Origin of the sequence: Bacillus sp. B28, from assembly GCF_029536185.1 — a bacterium.
GTDB classification, from domain to species: domain Bacteria; phylum Bacillota; class Bacilli; order Bacillales; family Bacillaceae; genus Bacillus; species Bacillus halotolerans.
The window spans coordinates 452,558-469,828 of record NZ_CP120511.1 but is presented as its reverse complement, the minus strand read 5'-3'; the positions used below and the strand labels follow the sequence as shown (position 1 = coordinate 469,828).

The window sequence follows — 17,271 nt, the reverse complement described above, 5'->3', positions numbered from 1 at the left end:
GTGAAATGGGTGATTACGGGATGTTTTTTTCTTTCATCCATGTGAAAAAGATGCGGTTTAATCGCTGATACAGTTCTCGTTCCCCTTCCTCCTGAAAGCCCGCCATGCTTTCTCCGCTTTCAATAATGGCAGAGCTGATCGCACTCAAAATCTCTGATCCTTCAGCTGATAATGCGGCCGGCGCCATCATGACGAGAATTCTTGTCATATCGAGGGTATTTCCGTCCATGCCATTGACTTCAAAAGATGTGCTGAGGTCATACATTTTGAAAAAAGGCAGGACGATATGATCATTTTTGAGATGATACAGCGCCATGTTTGTACCCGGTATGCCCAATCCCCCTTGTTTTTCGCGTTCTGCAAGGCAATCCGCCGCTTTTTTCGGATCTCGGATGAGGCCATCCTTTTTCAGCTGTTGAAAAAGCTCAAACAGCAGCATGCCGTGATCCGGCTTTGTTTTCATTTTAGTGAGTGAAAAGTGGCGCAAGACGTCTTGAATCACCGCCATGTATCGCCCCACGCTCTCCGCCGCTGTCAGCATGTCAGGGATGTCGGCTTGCCGCGTCTCTTCCTTCGGGCTTCTTTTTTTCTCAAGAATGAGCGGGATTTTCCGCTTGATATACTGCTTCACCTGGTTTGCGTCTTCCTCATTTAAAAGCGGGCTGACCATAATATAATCGATGTTTTGATAAGGGATCGGCACAGTGGACACAATCATATCATAGGCATGAGTGTCGCGGTCCTTCAGCTCGATCAGTGATAACATATCAAACGATTCAATTTCAGGCAGCTCTTTCTTCAATCTCGAAGCAAGCATTTTCGAAGAACCGATTCCGCTTGAGCAGACAACAAGCGCTTTCACTTTTGCTTCTTCTTTTTTGATTTCAAGCGCTGAACCGAAGTGAAGAACGATAAAGGCGATTTCATCATCAGAAAAGGACATGTCCGGGAAGAATTTTTCTACGCCCTCTTCTATCGCCATATACAGCAGAAAATAATCGCGCTTGATCTGTTCCTTCATTGGATTATAGATGTCGATGTTTTCTTTCATGCGGCTGATGGCCGGCTCCAAATGGGCAATCAATCCTTCATATAAAGAGTAGTTTTTCGTCAGATCCATTCTGATTTTTTCTGAAATAAAAGCGATCAGCCGTTTTGTTTGCAAGGCTGTTTCAAGCTCTATTTCCTGCGCTCTGTATTCTGTTTTGTATTTGCGGTTGGCGCTTCGCAGGTGGATCGTAATATAGCCTACCTCCGCTTCCGGGATCGTCACGCCGAAAGCACGTTCAAGTTCGCCCGCTATTTCCAGAGCGGAGCTGTATTCTTTTGCACTCTTGAGTTCATCAAGCTCGCTCTCTTCCATGCTGATCGTTTCGCCCAGTTTAATGCGTTCGATCGCAAACGTCAGATGAACGACAAGCGCTATATAGGAGCTGTCAGATAGAGAAAATGCGATTTTTTCTTTCAGCTGGAATAAAATCCGCTCCATTTTTAACAGCTCGCCTTTGCTGACAACCCCGAACATCTTCTCGGAGGAATCGGCTTTTCCTTTAATGTTTAATTCAACCGCTTCCAAAAACATTTGGATGTCGAGGCGGTTCACAATCAGATTGCCGACAATTTTTCGTTTCGCGTTCTCCGGCCCCATCAGCTGGATGCCAAAGCCTCTTTTTCGGATCAGTGTCAACCCGAACGGAGAAATCCATTTCTCCAGCTCATCTAAATCGTAGCTGACCGTAGCATTGGTGACTTGCAGATCATGAGCGAGCGTGTACAGTTTCACTGGTTCTTGGGACTCCAATAGCGAACAGAGTATCAGCAGTTTTCGTTCATCGGCGCTGTATTCATGCTGTTCATGTGACAGCTCGGTGAGCAGCTTTTGTTTATCTTCGGGATTTCCTACCGCCTTCAAACCTTTGCCGGGCTGTTTATCGAGCTTGAGCCCCATAGTCTCCATCAGCGGCTTGATTGATTTCAGCTCCCTGTGAATGGTTCTGGTGCTCACTTCCATCAGCTCAGCCAGCTCCGTTACGGTTACATACCGGTTCAGTAATAATAAATGCTTTAAAAGCTTTTGTTCTCTTGCAGTCATATACATAAAAAGGCCTCCAGACATTCGTGATGTGCGGATGAAGTCGCATGGAGATATAGGAAGAGGAAAAAAAGAGGTTTTCTTTATTAATATAAAACGCTTTCAAACAGGATTCAATCACTTATAAATGGGAATTTGGCACTAAGCGGTGTGACAATATTGAAAAAGCATCAGCCGTTATGCTGATGCTTTTTCTTTATGGTATATCGCGGCCTTGTACGGCTGTATAAATACGGAACCACTGATCCTGATCAAGCTTATACGCCAAGGCGTTTACCGCGGCGGAAATACGCTCTCGTTTTCCGCTTCCGACAATCGGCATGATGCCGGCCGGATGCGTGAACAGCCATGCGTACATCACCTCGTCCAATGAGGCGGCACCGATTTCAGCCTGAACAGTTTCAAGCGCCGTGCGAATGCGCCGATCTTTTTCCGTGTTTCCGGCAAATACTTTACCGCCTGCAAGCGGCGACCAGGCCATCGGAGAAATCCGTTTTTCCTGACACAGGTTCAATGTGCCGTCCTGAATATTTTCTAATTCATATGCGGAAAGCTCAATCTGATTGGTGACAAGCTTTTCAGGCAGATACGATTCCAGCATCCGATATTGATGGCCTTTAAAGTTCGACACACCGAAATATCTGACTTTGCCGGAGCTTTTCAGCGCATGAAACGCCTCAGCCACTCCTTCCGGGTCCATGAGCGGGTCCGGTCTGTGAATCAGCAGCACATCGATATAATCCGTTCTGAGATTCAAAAGCGACTGTTCAACAGACGCGAGAATGTGTGTTTTGCTTGTATTATAATGGTGCGATCTGTGGGCAGGGCGTTCAGGTGATTCAAGAACGATGCCGCATTTTGTGACCAGCTCTATATTTTCCCTTAATCCGGGTGAAAGGGCAAGAGCATTTCCAAACCCTTTTTCGCACGTGTAGCCCCCGTAAATATCCGCATGATCAAAGGTGGTGATGCCTTGATCGACACACCACTCAATGAGACTGAGCAGCTCAGCGTCTGAATAGTTCCATTCATTCAGACGCCAAAGCCCGTGTATCACTCTTGAAAATTGAAGATCCTCCGCCAAATGAATACGCTGCATGCAAAATCCCTCTTTTCTTTATAAACCGGGTTTTTGCCCCTTACTAGATCATTCGGCCTCAGACGCCCTTTTCCCTTTCACTCCCGTTAAAAAGGTTTTATTTCGATTGAAATTGCTTTTTTGCTTTTTCGACTACGTAGTGGCTGCCGCCGTGATCTTGAACATTTTGAATCATCATCGCGACAAGCAGGTCTTTGTTTTTATAGTCATAGCCGACGAACCAGCCATTTTCGGTGCCGTCTTTATCATCCTTTGATTTTTTCAGCTCGGCTGTTCCCGTTTTTCCAGCCACAGTAATTCCTTTTACGACAGGCTGATACGCTGACCCGCGCTCATCTTCGACTACGCCTTTCAATCCTTTTGTAATATCAGCGGCTCCTTCTTTCGTGAGCACTTGTTTGTGCCAGACATCAGCGGTTTGTGAGTCTTTCTTGATAAGCGTCGGTTTCACGAGGTCTCCATTATCGACAAATGGCGTGTAAGCTGCCGCTAAGTGAAGCGGAGACATTTGCATTTGTCCCTGTCCGTAGCCTGTATCCGCAAGCAAAATGTCTGAGTCAAGCTTGTCGTTTGCGATTGACGATTGCTGGACTGGGAATTCAAATGGAATATCCTCTGCAAATCCAAATGTTTTCATGCCTTTTGTAAAGGTGTCCGCTCCCATATCAAGCGCGTTTTGCGCAAAGTAAATATTGTCTGAGGTGATCAGGGCATGTTCTAAATCCACTTGCTCTAAGCTGTCAGACACTCGTGTAACAGAATAGCCGCCCCAGCTTGAATCTTTCTGCCACTGTTTCCCTTTGATTGTTTTCTTCTCTGCGGCTTTAAGCGTGCCGTTTTTCAGGCCGATAGCAGCAGCGATCGGTTTAATCGTAGATCCTGGTGCATATGTTTTGTTGAATTTCGCAGAAAACGGGTTGTTTTTGTCTTCGTTTAGTTTTTTCCATTCTTTATCGCTCCATCCGAAGATAAATCCGTTTGGATCATAAGAAGGCGCGCTGACAAGAGCCAGTGTTTCACCTGTCTGCGGCTGCAGTGCGACTGCCGCCCCGCTGTCATCCCTCAGTTCGTCATAAAGCTTTGTTTGCGTTTTGATATCAATTGTGAGATGTAAATCCTCACCGTCTTTCGCTTTCGTTTCAGCGATGACTTCGCCGGTTTGCGGAACGTAGATTTTCCATCCTGTCGTGCCTCTGAGCTTGTCTTCATACACATTTTCAAGACCTGCGATTCCGATGTTTGACGTATCGCTGTATGTTCCGTCTTTCTTTTTCTTCAGTTCTTCCGCCGTAATCGCGCGAACGTAGCCTGTCAGATGGGCTGTTTTTTCGCCATACGGATAATAGCGTGAGCTGACATTTGTTCTTGTGACGCCTTTTAATGACGTCACTTCAGACACTAACTTTTCTTCGTCCGGTTTTACTTTTTTGACCGGCACGAATGAATCATCTTTGACCCAGCTTTGTTTCAGCTTCTGGTTGATGTCATCTTCAGTTACATCCAGTTTTTTCGCGAGCTCTTTTATGACTTTCTCTTTTTTATCGCCAAGTTCTCCGGGAATAATTCCGATTTCTGGAACATCTGTGTTGACGGCTAAGCCTTTCCCGTTTTTATCGTAGATTTGGCCGCGTTTCGGTTCAATGCTGGCGATTTGAACGGTTTTGTCATCAGCCAGCTGCTTGAAAATAAACGATGGGTCCCAATCTATATTCCATGACTCCTCGTCATCTGTTTTTTCTTTTTTCAGCACAGCGGTATTTTTAAAGCTGACTTTGCCCGCATTTGTGTCCATGCTGACTTTGTATGGGATGTGCTTCATCGTTTTATTGTCTTTATCATCCTCGTCCACTTTTCCCGCAGTGACTTTCAGATTTTTCACGCCTGCCTGCTCATAGATGGTTTTATATCTGCTGACGAAATCCTTTTTGGAGATTTCTTTTTTTACATCTTTGGTCAGGCTTTGATACATGTCATCGAATTGCTGATCGTTCCACTGTTTTACGAATGCTTCCATTCGGTCCTCTGGTGAATCTGTTTTGGAGCATCCGATTAATCCGATCAGCCCGATACATAGAAATAATAGTAGAATACACTTTTTACACATGACTTTCCCCTGCCTTCCACTTGTTATTTTCTCTTAAATGAATTAGTACGCGCAAGATTTTTTTGAAAATGAAGGAAAAGGTTCATCGATTTTGAAGAAATCTCCTTTCGTTTCCTGTAAACTATTTGAAAAGAGGAAAGAAGGGATCGCATGGTCAGAGAAGCAGCTATGCTTCATATTAAAGAGGGGCTTGAACAAGAATTTGAGGACGCGTTCCGGCTGGCGGCGCCGATCATTGCCGGAATGAAGGGCTATATCACACATTCTTTATCAAAATGTATGGAAGAAACACATAAGTACCTGCTGCTCGTAGAGTGGGAAACGCTTGAGGACCACACTGAAGGCTTTCGCGGGTCTTCCGAGTACAAAGAGTGGAAAGCCTTGCTGCATCGGTTCTATACGCCGTTCCCGACGGTTGAGCATTTTCTGGATGTATCATAGATTTATATCATATAAAGCGTAAAACCGATGAGAGAAACAGACCAAACGAAAACGGCAGTATAGATGTTAAATGCTCCTGAGCTGTCGTTTTCTTTTTTGCGTTCTTCAAGCCCCTGAATAAACATGACAGCTCCCAGAAAAACGAGCATGACCGATTGGATAACAGAGGTGTGTTCCGTATAGTTAAAAGCGATAAGCGCCAGTATGATAATGATAACCGCAAAAGACATTTTAAAAATGCGAAACAAAAGGACCATCCTTCCTTATATACGAAATATTGAGCGTTATGCCTATATTTGCCTTTGCCCTCCATTATTCTAGCGCACTTTTTTTGTATATAGAACATGAGACGGGGAAATTTAAGTTTCTTTTAATATTTGAATTCATATAAAAAAACGCGCCAGTGATCAGGCGCGTTTTCTATGAAACTGATAATTCACGATAACCTATTCCTTGGAGCACTTCGGCCATTGCCTGATAGCCATTGCTATTCGGATGGACACCGTCGAAAGACAGGTATTCCTGCTCTTTCCCTTTAAAGACACTGTAAACGTCAGCGATTTTCACATGAGGCGCTGATGCCAGCGTTTTCAAATGCGAATTAAATGAAGTAATCCATTGATCAGCAATGCCAATGCTGGGAAACGGGTTGTATAAATTAAAAACACGGATGGCGTAAGGTGATGGATCTGCCCCTTTGATGTTGGCGATTTGGGCAATCATCTTTTCAAAATTCTCATGACAATGCGCGGACGCACGTCTGAAAATCGTTTCATCCTGAGAAGATTGATAGGATAATACAGATTCAATGAGATCATTTCCGCACCCTGTGATCGTAATCATATCAGCGGCTTGAATTTGTTTTTGCACATAGGGATATGACAGGAGCCCGAGGATTTCCTCTGTATCAAGGCCGGATTTGGCGAAAACCGATACGGCTGTTTTTGATTTCAGATCGGCTTCCATCATGTCTCTGAAGCGCTGGACAAATCCTGCAGAAAACAGCCCTGATCCTCTCCCCGTCGTTAAAGAATCTCCGAGCGCTGTATACTGAAGCACCATGATTTTTCCTCCACTCATGAACGTCGATACGTTAATGTACGCAGCAGAGAAAAGATCGGCTACTTATGGATACCCTATTTTTCTGGAAATCTGTAAAGCGGCTTGTTTTACCTTTTCCGTTAAGTACGGCAGCCTGTCTTCTGTAAATCTCGCTTCAAACCCTGCAATACTGATGCCGGCCGCCACCTGGTGATGATGGTTAAAAATCGGCGCGCCAATAGCGGCCGTATAGTTTTCGAGTTCTGAATAGCTGACGGTATAGCCATTTTGCACCGAGGTCTCAATCGCCTCAAGAAGCTTTGACGGTTCTGTAATGGTCCCTGAACCGATCGGAATGAGCTCTGTCTGTTTGATGTACGCTTCAATTTCTTCACGGGGCAGAAAAGATAAAATACTCCGGGCACATGCCCCGGCATACAGAGGAGAACGCCGGCCGATTGCAGTGTACAGGCGAACGGTCTGTGTCCCTTCAATCTTCTCCACGTAGATCGCTTCATTTCCGTCCCTCATGATCAAATGAACGGCTTCATCTACTTCACGGCAAAGCTCTTCCATCACAGGCTTGGCTATTTTTCTGATATCGAGTCTGTCCGCGACAAGCTGTCCGAATTCCAAAAACACCAGGCCAAGCGTATAAACGCCGTATGGGTCTCGATTGAGGAATCCCATTTCTTCCAGTGAGCTGACCATTCGGTGAACAGAGGTTTTCGGCATTCCTGACAGGGAAACGAGTTCGCTTAAAGTAAGGCTTGGTTCATGCAAAAACAAATTGAGCAGCGCCATAGATTTCACTACGGTTTTGTTTTTATTCTGCATCATTCCACCCCCTTTGTTATGTCAGCCATTCCATTTTCATTCTTGTTTTCAGTTCTTTTAGATGCGCTTCCCGTTCAATGAAAAGCGCTTCCGCTTCTTGAAGGGATACAGGCTCAAATTGGACGTGCTCACCCGGCATAATTTGCGAGGCAATCGGAAGATCAGCTGAAATGATGTGAGCGATCCTCGGATAGCCTCCCGTCGTCTGCCGGTCTGCAAGCAGGATAATCGGATTGCCGTCAGGCGGCACCTGAACTGTTCCAAATGTAACCGCCTCTGACACCATCTCAAGCGGCGCCTTCAATTCAAGCGGTTCTCCTTTGAGCCTGTAGCCCATACGATCGGACTGCGGAGTGACACGGTACGTTTCTTCATAAAACCGCGTTTTCGATTCTTCTGTGAAAAAAGAGAATTGTTTTCCTTCCAGCACTCGGATCACCGGATTCTTTTTTAACGGCAGAAATCTGTATCGGCTGACTGACCAATTCGGCACCGCAAACCCTCGCTGACCAAGGTGCTGGCTCAAGCGGGAGACGATGGTTTTCGAAAGAGATGACATCTCTCCGATCGGCAGTTCATCTTCCTTCTGAAGCGCTCTTCCGCGAAATCCGCCGATGCCCGCTCTGACATACGTGCTTTTGCTTCCCATCACAGCAGGTACATTGAAGCCGCCGGCTGTCGCTATATAAGCGCGGCTGCCTAGTTTGCAGGGGCCGAAGGTGACCGTGCTGTTTCCCTTAACGAGCACAGGTTTCCAAAGAGGCGCTTCCTCATCATTCACACGCAGGGTAAAGTCCGCTCCTGTTACGGCAATCAGCATTGGTTCTGACACATAAAGCGACGGGCCGGGACCCATCAGCGTAATTTCAAGGCCGGCTTCTTTTTCGCTGTTACCGATCAGCAGATTGGCAATTCGAAGCGACACCGTGTCCATGGCGCCGCTTGCCAGCACGCCGTATTTTTGATACCCCGTTCTGCCTATATCCTGAACCGTTGTGAGCAGTCCGGGCTTTAACACTTTCATGCTCAATTGGACTCCTCCTTATAGGCGTGATAGTCATCCTCTGAGATGCGGACGAATGTAACAATATCTCCTGCTCTTAATAACGTTGGCGGGTTTTCCTGCGGCCGGAATAGAGCCAGCGGCGTTTTTCCGATCAGCTGCCAGCCGCCCGGTGTCGAAATCGGATAAACGCCTGTTTGCAGTCCCGCAATTCCGACTGAACCGGCGGGAATCGATGGTCTTGGCGATGATTTCCTTGGAGCTGCAATGCGTTTGGACATCCCGCCTAAGAAAGGAAACCCCGGTGCAAAGCCCAGCATATACACCGCATATTCACCGCCTGTATGAATCTCAATGACCTCTTCGGGTGTCAGATGATTGATCTTCGCCACCTCTTCTAAATCAGGCCCGAATTCACCGCCATAGCAGACGGGAATTTCAACGACGCGGCGGCTGCTTTCATAATCAGCCGTTAATTCTCCGAGCCGCTCATGAACATCGCGTTTCACCTTCTCAAAAGGCGAGCTGATGCCTTGAGGCAAATGCTTATACACTTCATACATATCATAAAATACGGTAAGACTCGTAAAAGCCGGGATACATTCAATGAATCCCGGAAACGGCTGTTCTTCTATATAAGCGGCAGCGGCATGGACAAGACCGTTTACTTGCTCGCTTATTTCTTCTCCAAATCGGATCATCATTGCAGAATCACCGAGCTGTTCGATTTGTAATCGTTCAGTCATCTTTCTCACCTCGTTTATTTCTCGTTCATCTGGAGGACGAGAGGTTACAGCACCGCAAGCGACTCGTCTCGAATATCTGTGATGAGCATATGCCCCGGCGCATGTGTGATGACCATTTCAGGTTTTACATTCATAGCCACAGCTTGCGGAGTTACCCCGCATGCCCAAAATAGAGGAACCTCGCCTTCACGAACAAAAACGGCATCTCCGAAATCTGGATTGCTCAAATCCTGTATGCCGATCGCTTTTGGATTGCCGATATGAATCGGTCCTCCGTGCACAGCCGGAAAACGCGATGTCACCTGTGCGGCGCGTACAGCGAGCCGTTCAGGAACCGGTCTCATACTGACAACCATCTGTCCATGAAACGGCCCCGCCGGAACACAATCTATATTCGTTTTGTACATCGGAACGTTCGTCCCCTCTTCGATATGTCTGACGGGTATTCCATTATTGATCAGCGCTTGTTCAAAAGAGAAACTGCATCCGATCAGAAAGCCGACAAAATCGTCCTCCCAGTATGGCGTAATATCAGATACCTCATCTGTCAAAACACCGTGCCTGTATACACGGTATTTTGGAAAATCTGTTCTGATATCCGCATCCGGCGCTGCAAGCGACGCCACAGGCGAACCGGATTCCGTCACATCCAGCACCGGACAGGGTTTTGGATTCCGCTGGCAAAACAGCAGAAAGTCAAATGCCAAAGCTTTTTTCAAAATCACAAGGTTCGCTTGAGCATAGCCGCCGGACATTCCGGCGGTCGGCCCGTTTATTTTCCCCTCTCGTATAAAGGCCCGCACATCTCTTGGCGCCATCTTGTTCAAATGATCCACTCTTATCAGCCCCACAATTGAGGAAGTTGTGTAAATAACGTGTAGACGCCCATAATCGCCATGACGATGACAACCAGTGCACCTGAGCCTGTCAGCCAAAGCGGATGCTTATAATCACCGACAATGTTTTTCTTATGCGCGGCAATAAGCAGCGTTCCAAGCGCAATCGGCAGAATCAAACCGTTCAGAGATCCGACAAGCACGAGAATTTTCGCCGGCTGGCCGATGGTGACGAAGGCTAATGTAGAAACGACAATAAATCCGATAATAATGCCGCGTGAATTCTTTTCAGTTTTTGGAGAAAAGGTTTTAAAAAACGAAACAGATGTATAAGCGGCCCCGATAACAGACGTAATGGCCGCTGACCACATGATCAATCCGAAGATTTTATAACCGACATTTCCCGCTGCCAGCTGGAACACAGAGGCCGCCGGGTTGCTTTCGTCAATGTGCAGGCCTTTTGAAACAACGCCGAGCACAGCTAAGAAAAGGGCGATCCGCATGATAGATGTAATTAAAATGCCGATAACTGAGCTTTTTGTCACCTGGGGGATGGATTCCTTGCCTTTAATCCCTGCATCAAGCAAACGATGTCCGCCGGCAAATGTGATATATCCCCCGACGGTTCCGCCGACTAATGTGACAATTGCAAATATACTGATATGTTCAGGGACAAACGTGTTAGCCACAGCCTGTCCGACCGGCGGCGCTGTGGTGACCGCAACAAAGACAGTTAAAATAATCATGACAAAACCCGCGATTTGCGTAAAACGGTCCATCGCTTTTCCTGCTTCCTTGATGACAAAAATCAGAATGGCGATGACGGCGCTGATTAAGGCGCCTGTTTCTGGTGTAATACCGAACAAGACTTGAAGTCCGAGCCCAGCCCCTCCGATATTCCCGATATTAAAGGCAAGTCCGCCAAGCACGACGAGAATGGCGATAAAATATCCCAGTCCGGGAAGCACCATATTCGCAATCTCCTGGCCCCTTTTTCCTGAGACCGCAATGATGCGCCATACGTTGGTTTGAGCAAAGATATCCAAAATAATAGAAATGAAAATAACAAAACCGAAGCTTGCTGCGAGTGTGTTTGTGAATGTTGCGGTTTGTGTCAGGAATCCCGGGCCGATTGCTGATGTCGCCATTAAAAAGGCGGCCCCCATCAGCAACGACCAGCTGCCCGTTTTTTTTCCTGCTGTTTTTTTCTGCTGCTCCATCTATTTTCCTCCTTCTGATTACTCCTGCGCTGAAATAGCGGTCACTTCGATTCCGGCCGCTTTAAGCTCTTTTCGTATTTTTTGCGCAAACGTCAGCGCATGGGCACCGTCTCCGTGAATGCAAACCGTATCTGCTTTTAAGGACACATCATGTCCTTGCTGGGATTTGACCGCTCCCTCTTTTACCATTTTGATCACCTGGCTGACAGCGGCGTCGTCGCTTTCAATCAGCGCATCAGGCTGAGAACGCGGTGTCAGTGTGCCGTCCGCTTGGTATGTTCTGTCGGCGAACACTTCACTTGCTGTTTGAAGCCCGATCCGTTCTCCCGCTTTTACAAGCTCGCTCTCAGCAAGGCCGAAAAGAATCAGTCCTGGATCTACCTTGCAGACAGCTTTTGCAATGGCGTCCGATAGCTTCTGATCGACTGCGGCCATATTGTACAAAGCGCCGTGCGGCTTGACGTGCTGCATGTGAAGTCCTTCCGCTTTTAAAAACCCTGACAAGGCGCCAATTTGATAAACCACAAGATCATATGCTTCCTCTGGAGAAATCGCTATATTTCGGCGGCCGAAGCCGAGCAAATCCGGGAGTCCCGGGTGAGCGCCGATTTTCACGCCTTTTTCAGCAGCAAGGGCAACTGTTTTCCGCATGACACTTGGATCCCCTGCATGAAATCCGCATGCGACATTCGCTGAAGTGACAAACTCTAAAATATCTTGATCAAGACCTATCGTATAGGCTCCGAAGCTTTCCCCTAAATCACAATTTAAATCAACTTGAAACACAGAATCCCTCCTGCCAAGCAAACGATTGCTTTATGTATTTTATTGTTCCGAAATTCGGAACAACTATTCCGAATTTTTGAACTTTATTTCATTATATTCAATCATATCAGTTTGTGAAATAACTTTGTTAGAAAACCTACCATGGTCCTAGAAGAAAATCTCCCTGATAAAAAAGAAAAGAGTCCTTATCTCAGGACTCTTTTCTTATAGTACCCAATGGCGTATCGCTTTAGCGACGCCATCTTCTATATTTGTATCAGTGATCCAATCAGCCGTTTCCTTCACGACGTCTTGGGCATTGCCCATCGCTACGCCCAGCCCGGCTTCTTTGATCATCGCGATATCATTCAGGCTGTCGCCCATCGCCATAACATTTTCCATCGTAAAGCCGAGTTTTTCAGAAACCTTCGCAAGGGCTGCGGCTTTGTTGATGCCGAGCGCGTTGACCTCGATGTTTGTCGGGCTTGAGTTTGTGATTTCAAGCTCTTTATTTTTTCTGAGCTCCGCCAGCACTTCGTTTCGGATGTCGTCATCTTCTATGTCAAATCCGAATTTAAGCCATTCATGATCAGTGATGTTTTCCGGGAACTCGCCTCTCCACACTTTGTTAACAGTTGAAGCCCAGAAATTAGTGTTGTGCTTATTCCGCAAATCCCACATCATTTTGATGTGATCCGTGTGGAGCAGCTTGCGTTCCACTAAATTAAAATTCGAATCCCAGATTTCACTTCCGTTAGCCGTGATTAAAAAAGACGACAGCTTCAGCGACTCAGCCAGCTCCCGGCACGTCATCAGCGTCCGGCCCGTACTGATGACCACGTAGACGCCTTTATCCTCCGCCTCACGAATCGCGTTGCGGTTTTCGTCTGAAATCAGCTGCTCGTCATTCAGCAGTGTTCCGTCCATATCAATAGCAATCAGCTTGATATTCACATCTTCTCTTTGAACAGACATATATGTACCTCTCTTTATCTTTTAGTTGTTCTGGTTCTATTCTAATACATTATACCCAGCGGAACAAAACAGCCATTTACATGTTTCAAGTGGAGACATTAGAGGAAAACAAATGGTGAGGTGATAAAAATATGAAAGAGAGAAAACAGCAGAACCGCCCTAATGAAAACCCCGAACATAATGACTTGACCGATCCGATACCGAATGAAGAGCTGAAGGAAAACATGAATGATGAAAAACAAAAGCGGCAGCAACGAGATGACTCACAAAGCGAACGGGATTACGATACGAAATAATAGAACCCCTCACAAATCGTAGTGAAGGGTTTTTTTCATTTTTCAATATAGATGCCGATTTCAGCTTCAGCAATAGGCTGCCCGCCCACTGACGCCTTGGCATGTCCAAACACAAACCCGCGCCGGTTGCGCGTGACTTCAAACGTAAGATCAAGCCGGTCACCGGGTATGGCCGCGCCCAGCTTTTCCGCTTTCTTCACGGATGACAATAAGCCCAAGCTGTTCTCATCTGTAATCCCTGTAAAAGCTGCGGTTTGCGCAAGCGCTTCAATCACAAGTGAAAAAGGCATTTCTGTTTGCGTGTCAGTGATAAACCAGTCGTTCTCACTGACCAGCTTATAAGCAGCTGCATGCTTGCCGGGCTCGCTTTCCGTCACGCCGTCAATTAATAAAAATGGGTAGCGGTGAGGCAAAGATAATAAGTTCATTCTATTTCTCCTTTTTTTGACCATTATATATCAGCCTAAAGCTGAACGATAGGATATAATGGAAAAAACACAAAAGGAGACCGTTATGCCCCAAAAACCGCTCGTCATTCTCGCACACGAAATATACGGTGTAAACAGCCATATGAAAAAAATCGCCCGCCTGATCAAAATGGCTGGATATGATGTGATGACACCTAACCTGCTCGGTGATGGTGAAGTTTACAGACCGCAAGAGGAAAAAACCGCATACGAACAGTTTACAAAACTTGAACGGCTGAAAACAGGAGAAATCATCATTCAAAACTTGATTAGGCAAAACGCGGGACGACGCATTTTTGTGATCGGGTTCAGCGCAGGAGCAACGATCGCATGGAAATGCAGCAGTATGCCTGAGGTGAGCGGAGCTGTATGTTATTACGGTTCCCGGATACGCGATTGCCTTGATCACATTCCTTCCTGCCCGGTTCTATTGTTTTTCCCTTCATATGAACCGTCGTTTGATGTTGCTCTTCTCGTCAAAAAACTGCGGGAAAAACAGCATCACGATTTGGAGATTTATCAATTTGATGCTCTTCACGGCTTTGCCAATCCTGATTCGGTTTATTTTGACAGGGCAATCTTCTTCAAAACGCTTTCCATCATAAAAAACGAGGCAGAAAGTCTGCCCCGCTCTGTTCTATCAAAGTTTTCTTAAACGCACACAAATTTCGTCAGTGACCTCTTCCGTCGTGCTTTGTCCGCCAATGTCGCGTGTTTTAATGCCGTCAGCCGTGACTCGTTCCATCACATTGAGGATCTTTGCCCCCAGTTCTTCCTCTCCGAAATGGTCAAGCATCAGCTTCGCTGTCCAAATCTGGCCGATTGGGTTGGCAAGGCCTTTGCCGGCAATATCCGGAGCTGAGCCATGAACCGGTTCGAACATGGATGGGTACTTGCCGGACGGGTTAATGTTCGCAGACGGCGCAATGCCAATGCTTCCCATCAGGCTTGAGCTGATGTCGGTTAAAATATCACCGAACAGGTTGCTTGCCACAATGACATCAAACGTTTCCGGACGCGTCACAAAAAAAGCGGCCAACGCATCAATATGCTGGGATGACGTTTCGATTCCGCTGTAATCAGCCGCAGTCTGCTGAAAGACTTCATCCCAAAACGGCATCGCGTGATAAATGCCGTTGGACTTTGTTGCGCTTGTCACATGACCGCGCCGTTTTTTCGCCAATTCGAAGGCAAAACGCATGACACGTTCTGTCGCTTTTCTCGTAAACACGGCATTCTGGATGGCGATTTCATCGTCACCCCTGTGAATGCGTCCGCCGACTTCACTGTATTCACCTTCACTGTTCTCGCGAATCACCACTAGATCAAAATCGTTCGGATGCCGCAGAGGCGACGTGATGCCGGCCATTTGTTTGGCTGGTCTCATATTAATGGAAAGCTCAAGCTCTCTCCTGATCTTCAGCAGCAGACCCCATAAGGAAATATGGTCGGGAACCAGTTTCGGATTTCCGACCGCTCCCAAGAAAACCGCTTCAAATTGAGTGAGCGTATGTATTCCGTTCTCAGGCATCATTTCGCCGTGCTCCATATAATAGTCACAGCTCCATGGAAATGACGTAAATGAGAATGACAAACCTCCGTGAACCTCAGCTGCTGTGTGAAGCACTTTCTCAGCAGCGGCTACAACCTCTTTTCCTACTCCGTCTCCCGGTATTGCCGCAATCTCGAATTGTTTCATCGTCATTCTCCTCCCCCTGTTATCGTAAGCGTTTTCTATTATACTAGATTGCGAGATGGTAAAAAAAGCCCGTGACGTATAGTCACGGGTCCGGTTATTGATTCAATTTCTTTAAAACGATGGCATGCAGCGGTTCATGAGACGGAATACCGCACACCTCGTGAAGCACTCCGCTGTATCCTTTTTCCGCGATCAGCGCTTGCAGCTCGACCGCTTCCGGATCACCGGCAAAGTCGAATCGCAGTGCCGCAGCAATGCCTTCTGCCAGCGCATTCGGCTCTTTGATTTTCTTCGCCGGACCTACAAGCCTGTCATTTTCTCCAAGCTTTCTGAGCGGCGATCTCGCCACACGGGTCACATCGTCGGTGATGAATTCATTTTCAAAGCGGCCGATGATCTTTTTAATATATTGCTCGTGTTCTGATTGCTTAAATCCATACGTTTTAATGAGATAATCACCGGTTTCAAGCAGCGCCGAGTGAACAACACGGCGGATTTCCGGATGATCGATCGCTTCTTTTATCGTTTTTAATCCGCGCTGATAGCCGACATAGGCCGTTACAGCATGGCCGGTATTAACGGTAAACAGCTTTCGTTCGATGTACGGCGTTAAATCATCAACAAACAGCGCCCCTTTTATTGCCGGTGTTTCCCCTATAAAGCCTGATTCGTCGATGACCCATTCAAAGAACGGCTCAACCGACACTTTGAGCGGATCTTCATGATGCTGAATCGGCACGATCCGGTCAACCGCGGAATTCGGGAATCCGACAGTGTTGCCGACAGCCTCCTGCTCCGCCTCTGTTAAGTGGCTGTATACTTCTTTTTTTAAGAAGCTGCTTCCGCCAATCATATTTTCACAGGCAATGATATTCATTGTGTCGGCAGAGCTTCTTCGTCTTAAGCCTTCTGCGATAGACGGGGCAATCAGCTTCAATACATTCGGGCCGACAGCCGTCGTGATGAGCGCCGCCTCATTGATCAGCCGATACAGCTCCTCCGGCTGGCTGCCGCTGTTGATGGCGCTGACCGGGCCGATCACCTCTGATGAACGCCCTTCTTCTGCGAGTTCAACAGTGTATGCCCGTTTTTCATTAAGGAGGCCGACCATCGTGTCATTTACATCCGCAAACACCACTTCATAGCCGGAGTGGTGAAGCAGCGCACCGATAAAGCCCCTCCCGATATTTCCCGCGCCGAAATGTAAGGCAATCATGCTAGTTCACCTCGTTGAAAATCGCGATCAAATCTTCTTCACTTTTCGCAGAAATCAGGCGTTCAATGTTTTCTTCTTCTGAGCAGATGATGGCGATGTTAGACAAAATGTCTAAATGCTCGTTATTTTTTCCGGCAATGCCGAATACGACTTTAGCTGTGTTTCCTTCTCCATACTCTACTCCGCCAGGAATTTGAATGATTGAAATCCCTGAGTGAAGCACTTCGCTTTTGGCATCTTCTGTGCCGTGGGGGATGGCAATAAAATTCCCCATAAAGGTAGAAGATGTTTCTTCCCGTTCAAACATTTTCTCAATATAATCGTCTGTCACGTAGCCGTTGTCAATCAGCGTTTGGCCCGCCAATCTGATCGCTTCTTCTTTTGTTGCAACCGTTTGATTGAGTTTGATGTTTTCTTTTGCGAGTACTTGCATG

19 protein-coding genes are annotated in these 17,271 nt (G+C 46.8%); 3 read left to right on the top strand and 16 right to left on the bottom strand.

The annotated features are described in order from the left end of the window. Positions 1-13 precede the first annotated feature (13 nt). From P3L57_RS02395 to P3L57_RS02385, 3 genes are all read right to left on the bottom strand, one after another. Positions 14-2,098: a BglG family transcription antiterminator gene (locus tag P3L57_RS02395; RefSeq protein WP_069487512.1), complete on the bottom strand. Its 2,085-nt coding sequence runs from the start codon at positions 2,096-2,098 to the stop codon at positions 14-16. Between the two features lie 190 nt (positions 2,099-2,288). After that, on the bottom strand, positions 2,289-3,191 hold the full coding sequence (locus tag P3L57_RS02390; RefSeq protein WP_044161818.1) for an aldo/keto reductase: 903 nt from the start codon (positions 3,189-3,191) through the stop codon (positions 2,289-2,291). 97 nt (positions 3,192-3,288) lie between these two features. Further along, positions 3,289-5,295: a penicillin-binding transpeptidase domain-containing protein gene (locus tag P3L57_RS02385; protein WP_069487511.1), complete on the bottom strand. Its 2,007-nt coding sequence runs from the start codon at positions 5,293-5,295 to the stop codon at positions 3,289-3,291. Between the two features lie 150 nt (positions 5,296-5,445). Here P3L57_RS02385 and P3L57_RS02380 point away from each other — a divergent pair, with 150 nt between their 5' ends. Next, positions 5,446-5,736: an antibiotic biosynthesis monooxygenase family protein gene (locus P3L57_RS02380; RefSeq protein ID WP_024120249.1), complete on the top strand. Its 291-nt coding sequence runs from the start codon at positions 5,446-5,448 to the stop codon at positions 5,734-5,736. A gap of 2 nt (positions 5,737-5,738) precedes the next feature. On the opposite strand, the gene P3L57_RS02375 is transcribed toward P3L57_RS02380, so the two are convergent. The 9 genes from P3L57_RS02375 to P3L57_RS02335 all read right to left on the bottom strand — a co-directional run bounded on the left by P3L57_RS02375 (position 5,739) and on the right by P3L57_RS02335 (position 13,159). Next, entirely contained in the window at positions 5,739-5,984 is a 246-nt protein-coding gene (locus P3L57_RS02375) for a YczI family protein (protein WP_010333057.1), read from the bottom strand. Between the two features lie 172 nt (positions 5,985-6,156). Further along, complete coding sequence (gene lipC, locus P3L57_RS02370) at positions 6,157-6,798, bottom strand: spore germination lipase LipC (protein ID WP_059334506.1); 642 nt, start codon at positions 6,796-6,798, stop codon at positions 6,157-6,159. Positions 6,799-6,861: 63 nt separating this feature from the next. After that, positions 6,862-7,614: an IclR family transcriptional regulator gene (locus P3L57_RS02365; protein WP_059334505.1), complete on the bottom strand. Its 753-nt coding sequence runs from the start codon at positions 7,612-7,614 to the stop codon at positions 6,862-6,864. A 16-nt stretch (positions 7,615-7,630) separates the two neighbouring features. Further along, positions 7,631-8,638, bottom strand: coding sequence for a 5-oxoprolinase subunit C family protein (locus P3L57_RS02360; protein ID WP_083244563.1), 1,008 nt, complete (start codon positions 8,636-8,638; stop codon positions 7,631-7,633). Between the two features lie 2 nt (positions 8,639-8,640). Continuing rightward, positions 8,641-9,363, bottom strand: a complete 723-nt coding sequence (gene pxpB, locus P3L57_RS02355) for a 5-oxoprolinase subunit PxpB (protein WP_069487509.1) — start codon at positions 9,361-9,363, stop codon at positions 8,641-8,643. A 44-nt stretch (positions 9,364-9,407) separates the two neighbouring features. Then, on the bottom strand, positions 9,408-10,199 hold the full coding sequence (locus P3L57_RS02350) for a putative hydro-lyase (RefSeq protein WP_059291944.1): 792 nt from the start codon (positions 10,197-10,199) through the stop codon (positions 9,408-9,410). Between the two features lie 5 nt (positions 10,200-10,204). Further along, positions 10,205-11,419: an NRAMP family divalent metal transporter gene (locus P3L57_RS02345; protein ID WP_069487508.1), complete on the bottom strand. Its 1,215-nt coding sequence runs from the start codon at positions 11,417-11,419 to the stop codon at positions 10,205-10,207. Positions 11,420-11,437: 18 nt separating this feature from the next. After that, a complete protein-coding gene (pxpA, locus tag P3L57_RS02340; RefSeq protein ID WP_069487507.1) occupies positions 11,438-12,205 on the bottom strand; it encodes a 5-oxoprolinase subunit PpxA in 768 nt (255 codons plus the stop codon). 204 nt (positions 12,206-12,409) lie between these two features. After that, positions 12,410-13,159 carry a Cof-type HAD-IIB family hydrolase gene (locus P3L57_RS02335; protein ID WP_024120241.1) on the bottom strand — a complete coding sequence of 250 codons (750 nt, stop codon included), beginning with the start codon at positions 13,157-13,159 and terminating at the stop codon, positions 12,410-12,412. Positions 13,160-13,290: 131 nt separating this feature from the next. Here P3L57_RS02335 and P3L57_RS02330 point away from each other — a divergent pair, with 131 nt between their 5' ends. Beyond that, positions 13,291-13,455: a hypothetical protein gene (locus P3L57_RS02330; protein WP_024120240.1), complete on the top strand. Its 165-nt coding sequence runs from the start codon at positions 13,291-13,293 to the stop codon at positions 13,453-13,455. Between the two features lie 35 nt (positions 13,456-13,490). Here P3L57_RS02330 and P3L57_RS02325 read toward each other — a convergent pair whose 3' ends face one another. Beyond that, a complete protein-coding gene (locus P3L57_RS02325) occupies positions 13,491-13,883 on the bottom strand; it encodes a 3-hydroxyacyl-ACP dehydratase FabZ family protein (protein WP_069487506.1) in 393 nt (130 codons plus the stop codon). Between the two features lie 85 nt (positions 13,884-13,968). On the opposite strand from P3L57_RS02325, the gene P3L57_RS02320 reads away from it, so the two are divergent. After that, positions 13,969-14,577, top strand: a complete 609-nt coding sequence (locus tag P3L57_RS02320) for a dienelactone hydrolase family protein (RefSeq protein ID WP_059291948.1) — start codon at positions 13,969-13,971, stop codon at positions 14,575-14,577. On the opposite strand, the gene P3L57_RS02315 is transcribed toward P3L57_RS02320, so the two are convergent. The 3 genes from P3L57_RS02315 to P3L57_RS02305 form a co-directional block, all read right to left on the bottom strand. Next, positions 14,563-15,627 (bottom strand): tartrate dehydrogenase, encoded by a 1,065-nt coding sequence (locus tag P3L57_RS02315; RefSeq protein ID WP_082687806.1) that lies wholly within the window; start codon positions 15,625-15,627, stop codon positions 14,563-14,565. The genes P3L57_RS02320 and P3L57_RS02315 overlap by 15 nt on opposite strands. 88 nt (positions 15,628-15,715) lie before the next feature. Further along, positions 15,716-16,837 (bottom strand): mannitol-1-phosphate 5-dehydrogenase, encoded by a 1,122-nt coding sequence (locus tag P3L57_RS02310; protein ID WP_044161844.1) that lies wholly within the window; start codon positions 16,835-16,837, stop codon positions 15,716-15,718. Between the two features lies 1 nt (position 16,838). Then, complete coding sequence (locus P3L57_RS02305; protein ID WP_059291950.1) at positions 16,839-17,270, bottom strand: PTS mannitol transporter subunit IIA; 432 nt, start codon at positions 17,268-17,270, stop codon at positions 16,839-16,841. Position 17,271: the final 1 nt, after the last annotated feature.

Bases quoted from the DNA above. Each gene is read 5' to 3' on its own strand.
- P3L57_RS02310 (WP_044161844.1), bottom strand. From the start codon at position 16,837: ATGATTGCCTTACATTTCGGCGCGGGAAATATCGGGAGGGGCTTTATC.
- P3L57_RS02335 (WP_024120241.1), bottom strand. From the start codon at position 13,159: ATGTCTGTTCAAAGAGAAGATGTGAATATCAAGCTGATTGCTATTGAT.
- P3L57_RS02345 (WP_069487508.1), bottom strand. From the start codon at position 11,419: ATGGAGCAGCAGAAAAAAACAGCAGGAAAAAAAACGGGCAGCTGGTCG.
- P3L57_RS02365 (WP_059334505.1), bottom strand. From the start codon at position 7,614: ATGCAGAATAAAAACAAAACCGTAGTGAAATCTATGGCGCTGCTCAAT.
- P3L57_RS02320 (WP_059291948.1), top strand. From the start codon at position 13,969: ATGCCCCAAAAACCGCTCGTCATTCTCGCACACGAAATATACGGTGTA.
- P3L57_RS02305 (WP_059291950.1), bottom strand. From the start codon at position 17,270: ATGCAAGTACTCGCAAAAGAAAACATCAAACTCAATCAAACGGTTGCA.
- pxpB (WP_069487509.1), bottom strand. From the start codon at position 9,363: ATGACTGAACGATTACAAATCGAACAGCTCGGTGATTCTGCAATGATG.
- P3L57_RS02315 (WP_082687806.1), bottom strand. From the start codon at position 15,627: ATGACGATGAAACAATTCGAGATTGCGGCAATACCGGGAGACGGAGTA.
- P3L57_RS02380 (WP_024120249.1), top strand. From the start codon at position 5,446: ATGGTCAGAGAAGCAGCTATGCTTCATATTAAAGAGGGGCTTGAACAA.
- P3L57_RS02395 (WP_069487512.1), bottom strand. From the start codon at position 2,098: ATGTATATGACTGCAAGAGAACAAAAGCTTTTAAAGCATTTATTATTA.
- P3L57_RS02330 (WP_024120240.1), top strand. From the start codon at position 13,291: ATGAAAGAGAGAAAACAGCAGAACCGCCCTAATGAAAACCCCGAACAT.
- P3L57_RS02390 (WP_044161818.1), bottom strand. From the start codon at position 3,191: ATGCAGCGTATTCATTTGGCGGAGGATCTTCAATTTTCAAGAGTGATA.
- lipC (WP_059334506.1), bottom strand. From the start codon at position 6,798: ATGGTGCTTCAGTATACAGCGCTCGGAGATTCTTTAACGACGGGGAGA.
- P3L57_RS02325 (WP_069487506.1), bottom strand. From the start codon at position 13,883: ATGAACTTATTATCTTTGCCTCACCGCTACCCATTTTTATTAATTGAC.
- P3L57_RS02360 (WP_083244563.1), bottom strand. From the start codon at position 8,638: ATGAAAGTGTTAAAGCCCGGACTGCTCACAACGGTTCAGGATATAGGC.
- P3L57_RS02385 (WP_069487511.1), bottom strand. From the start codon at position 5,295: ATGTGTAAAAAGTGTATTCTACTATTATTTCTATGTATCGGGCTGATC.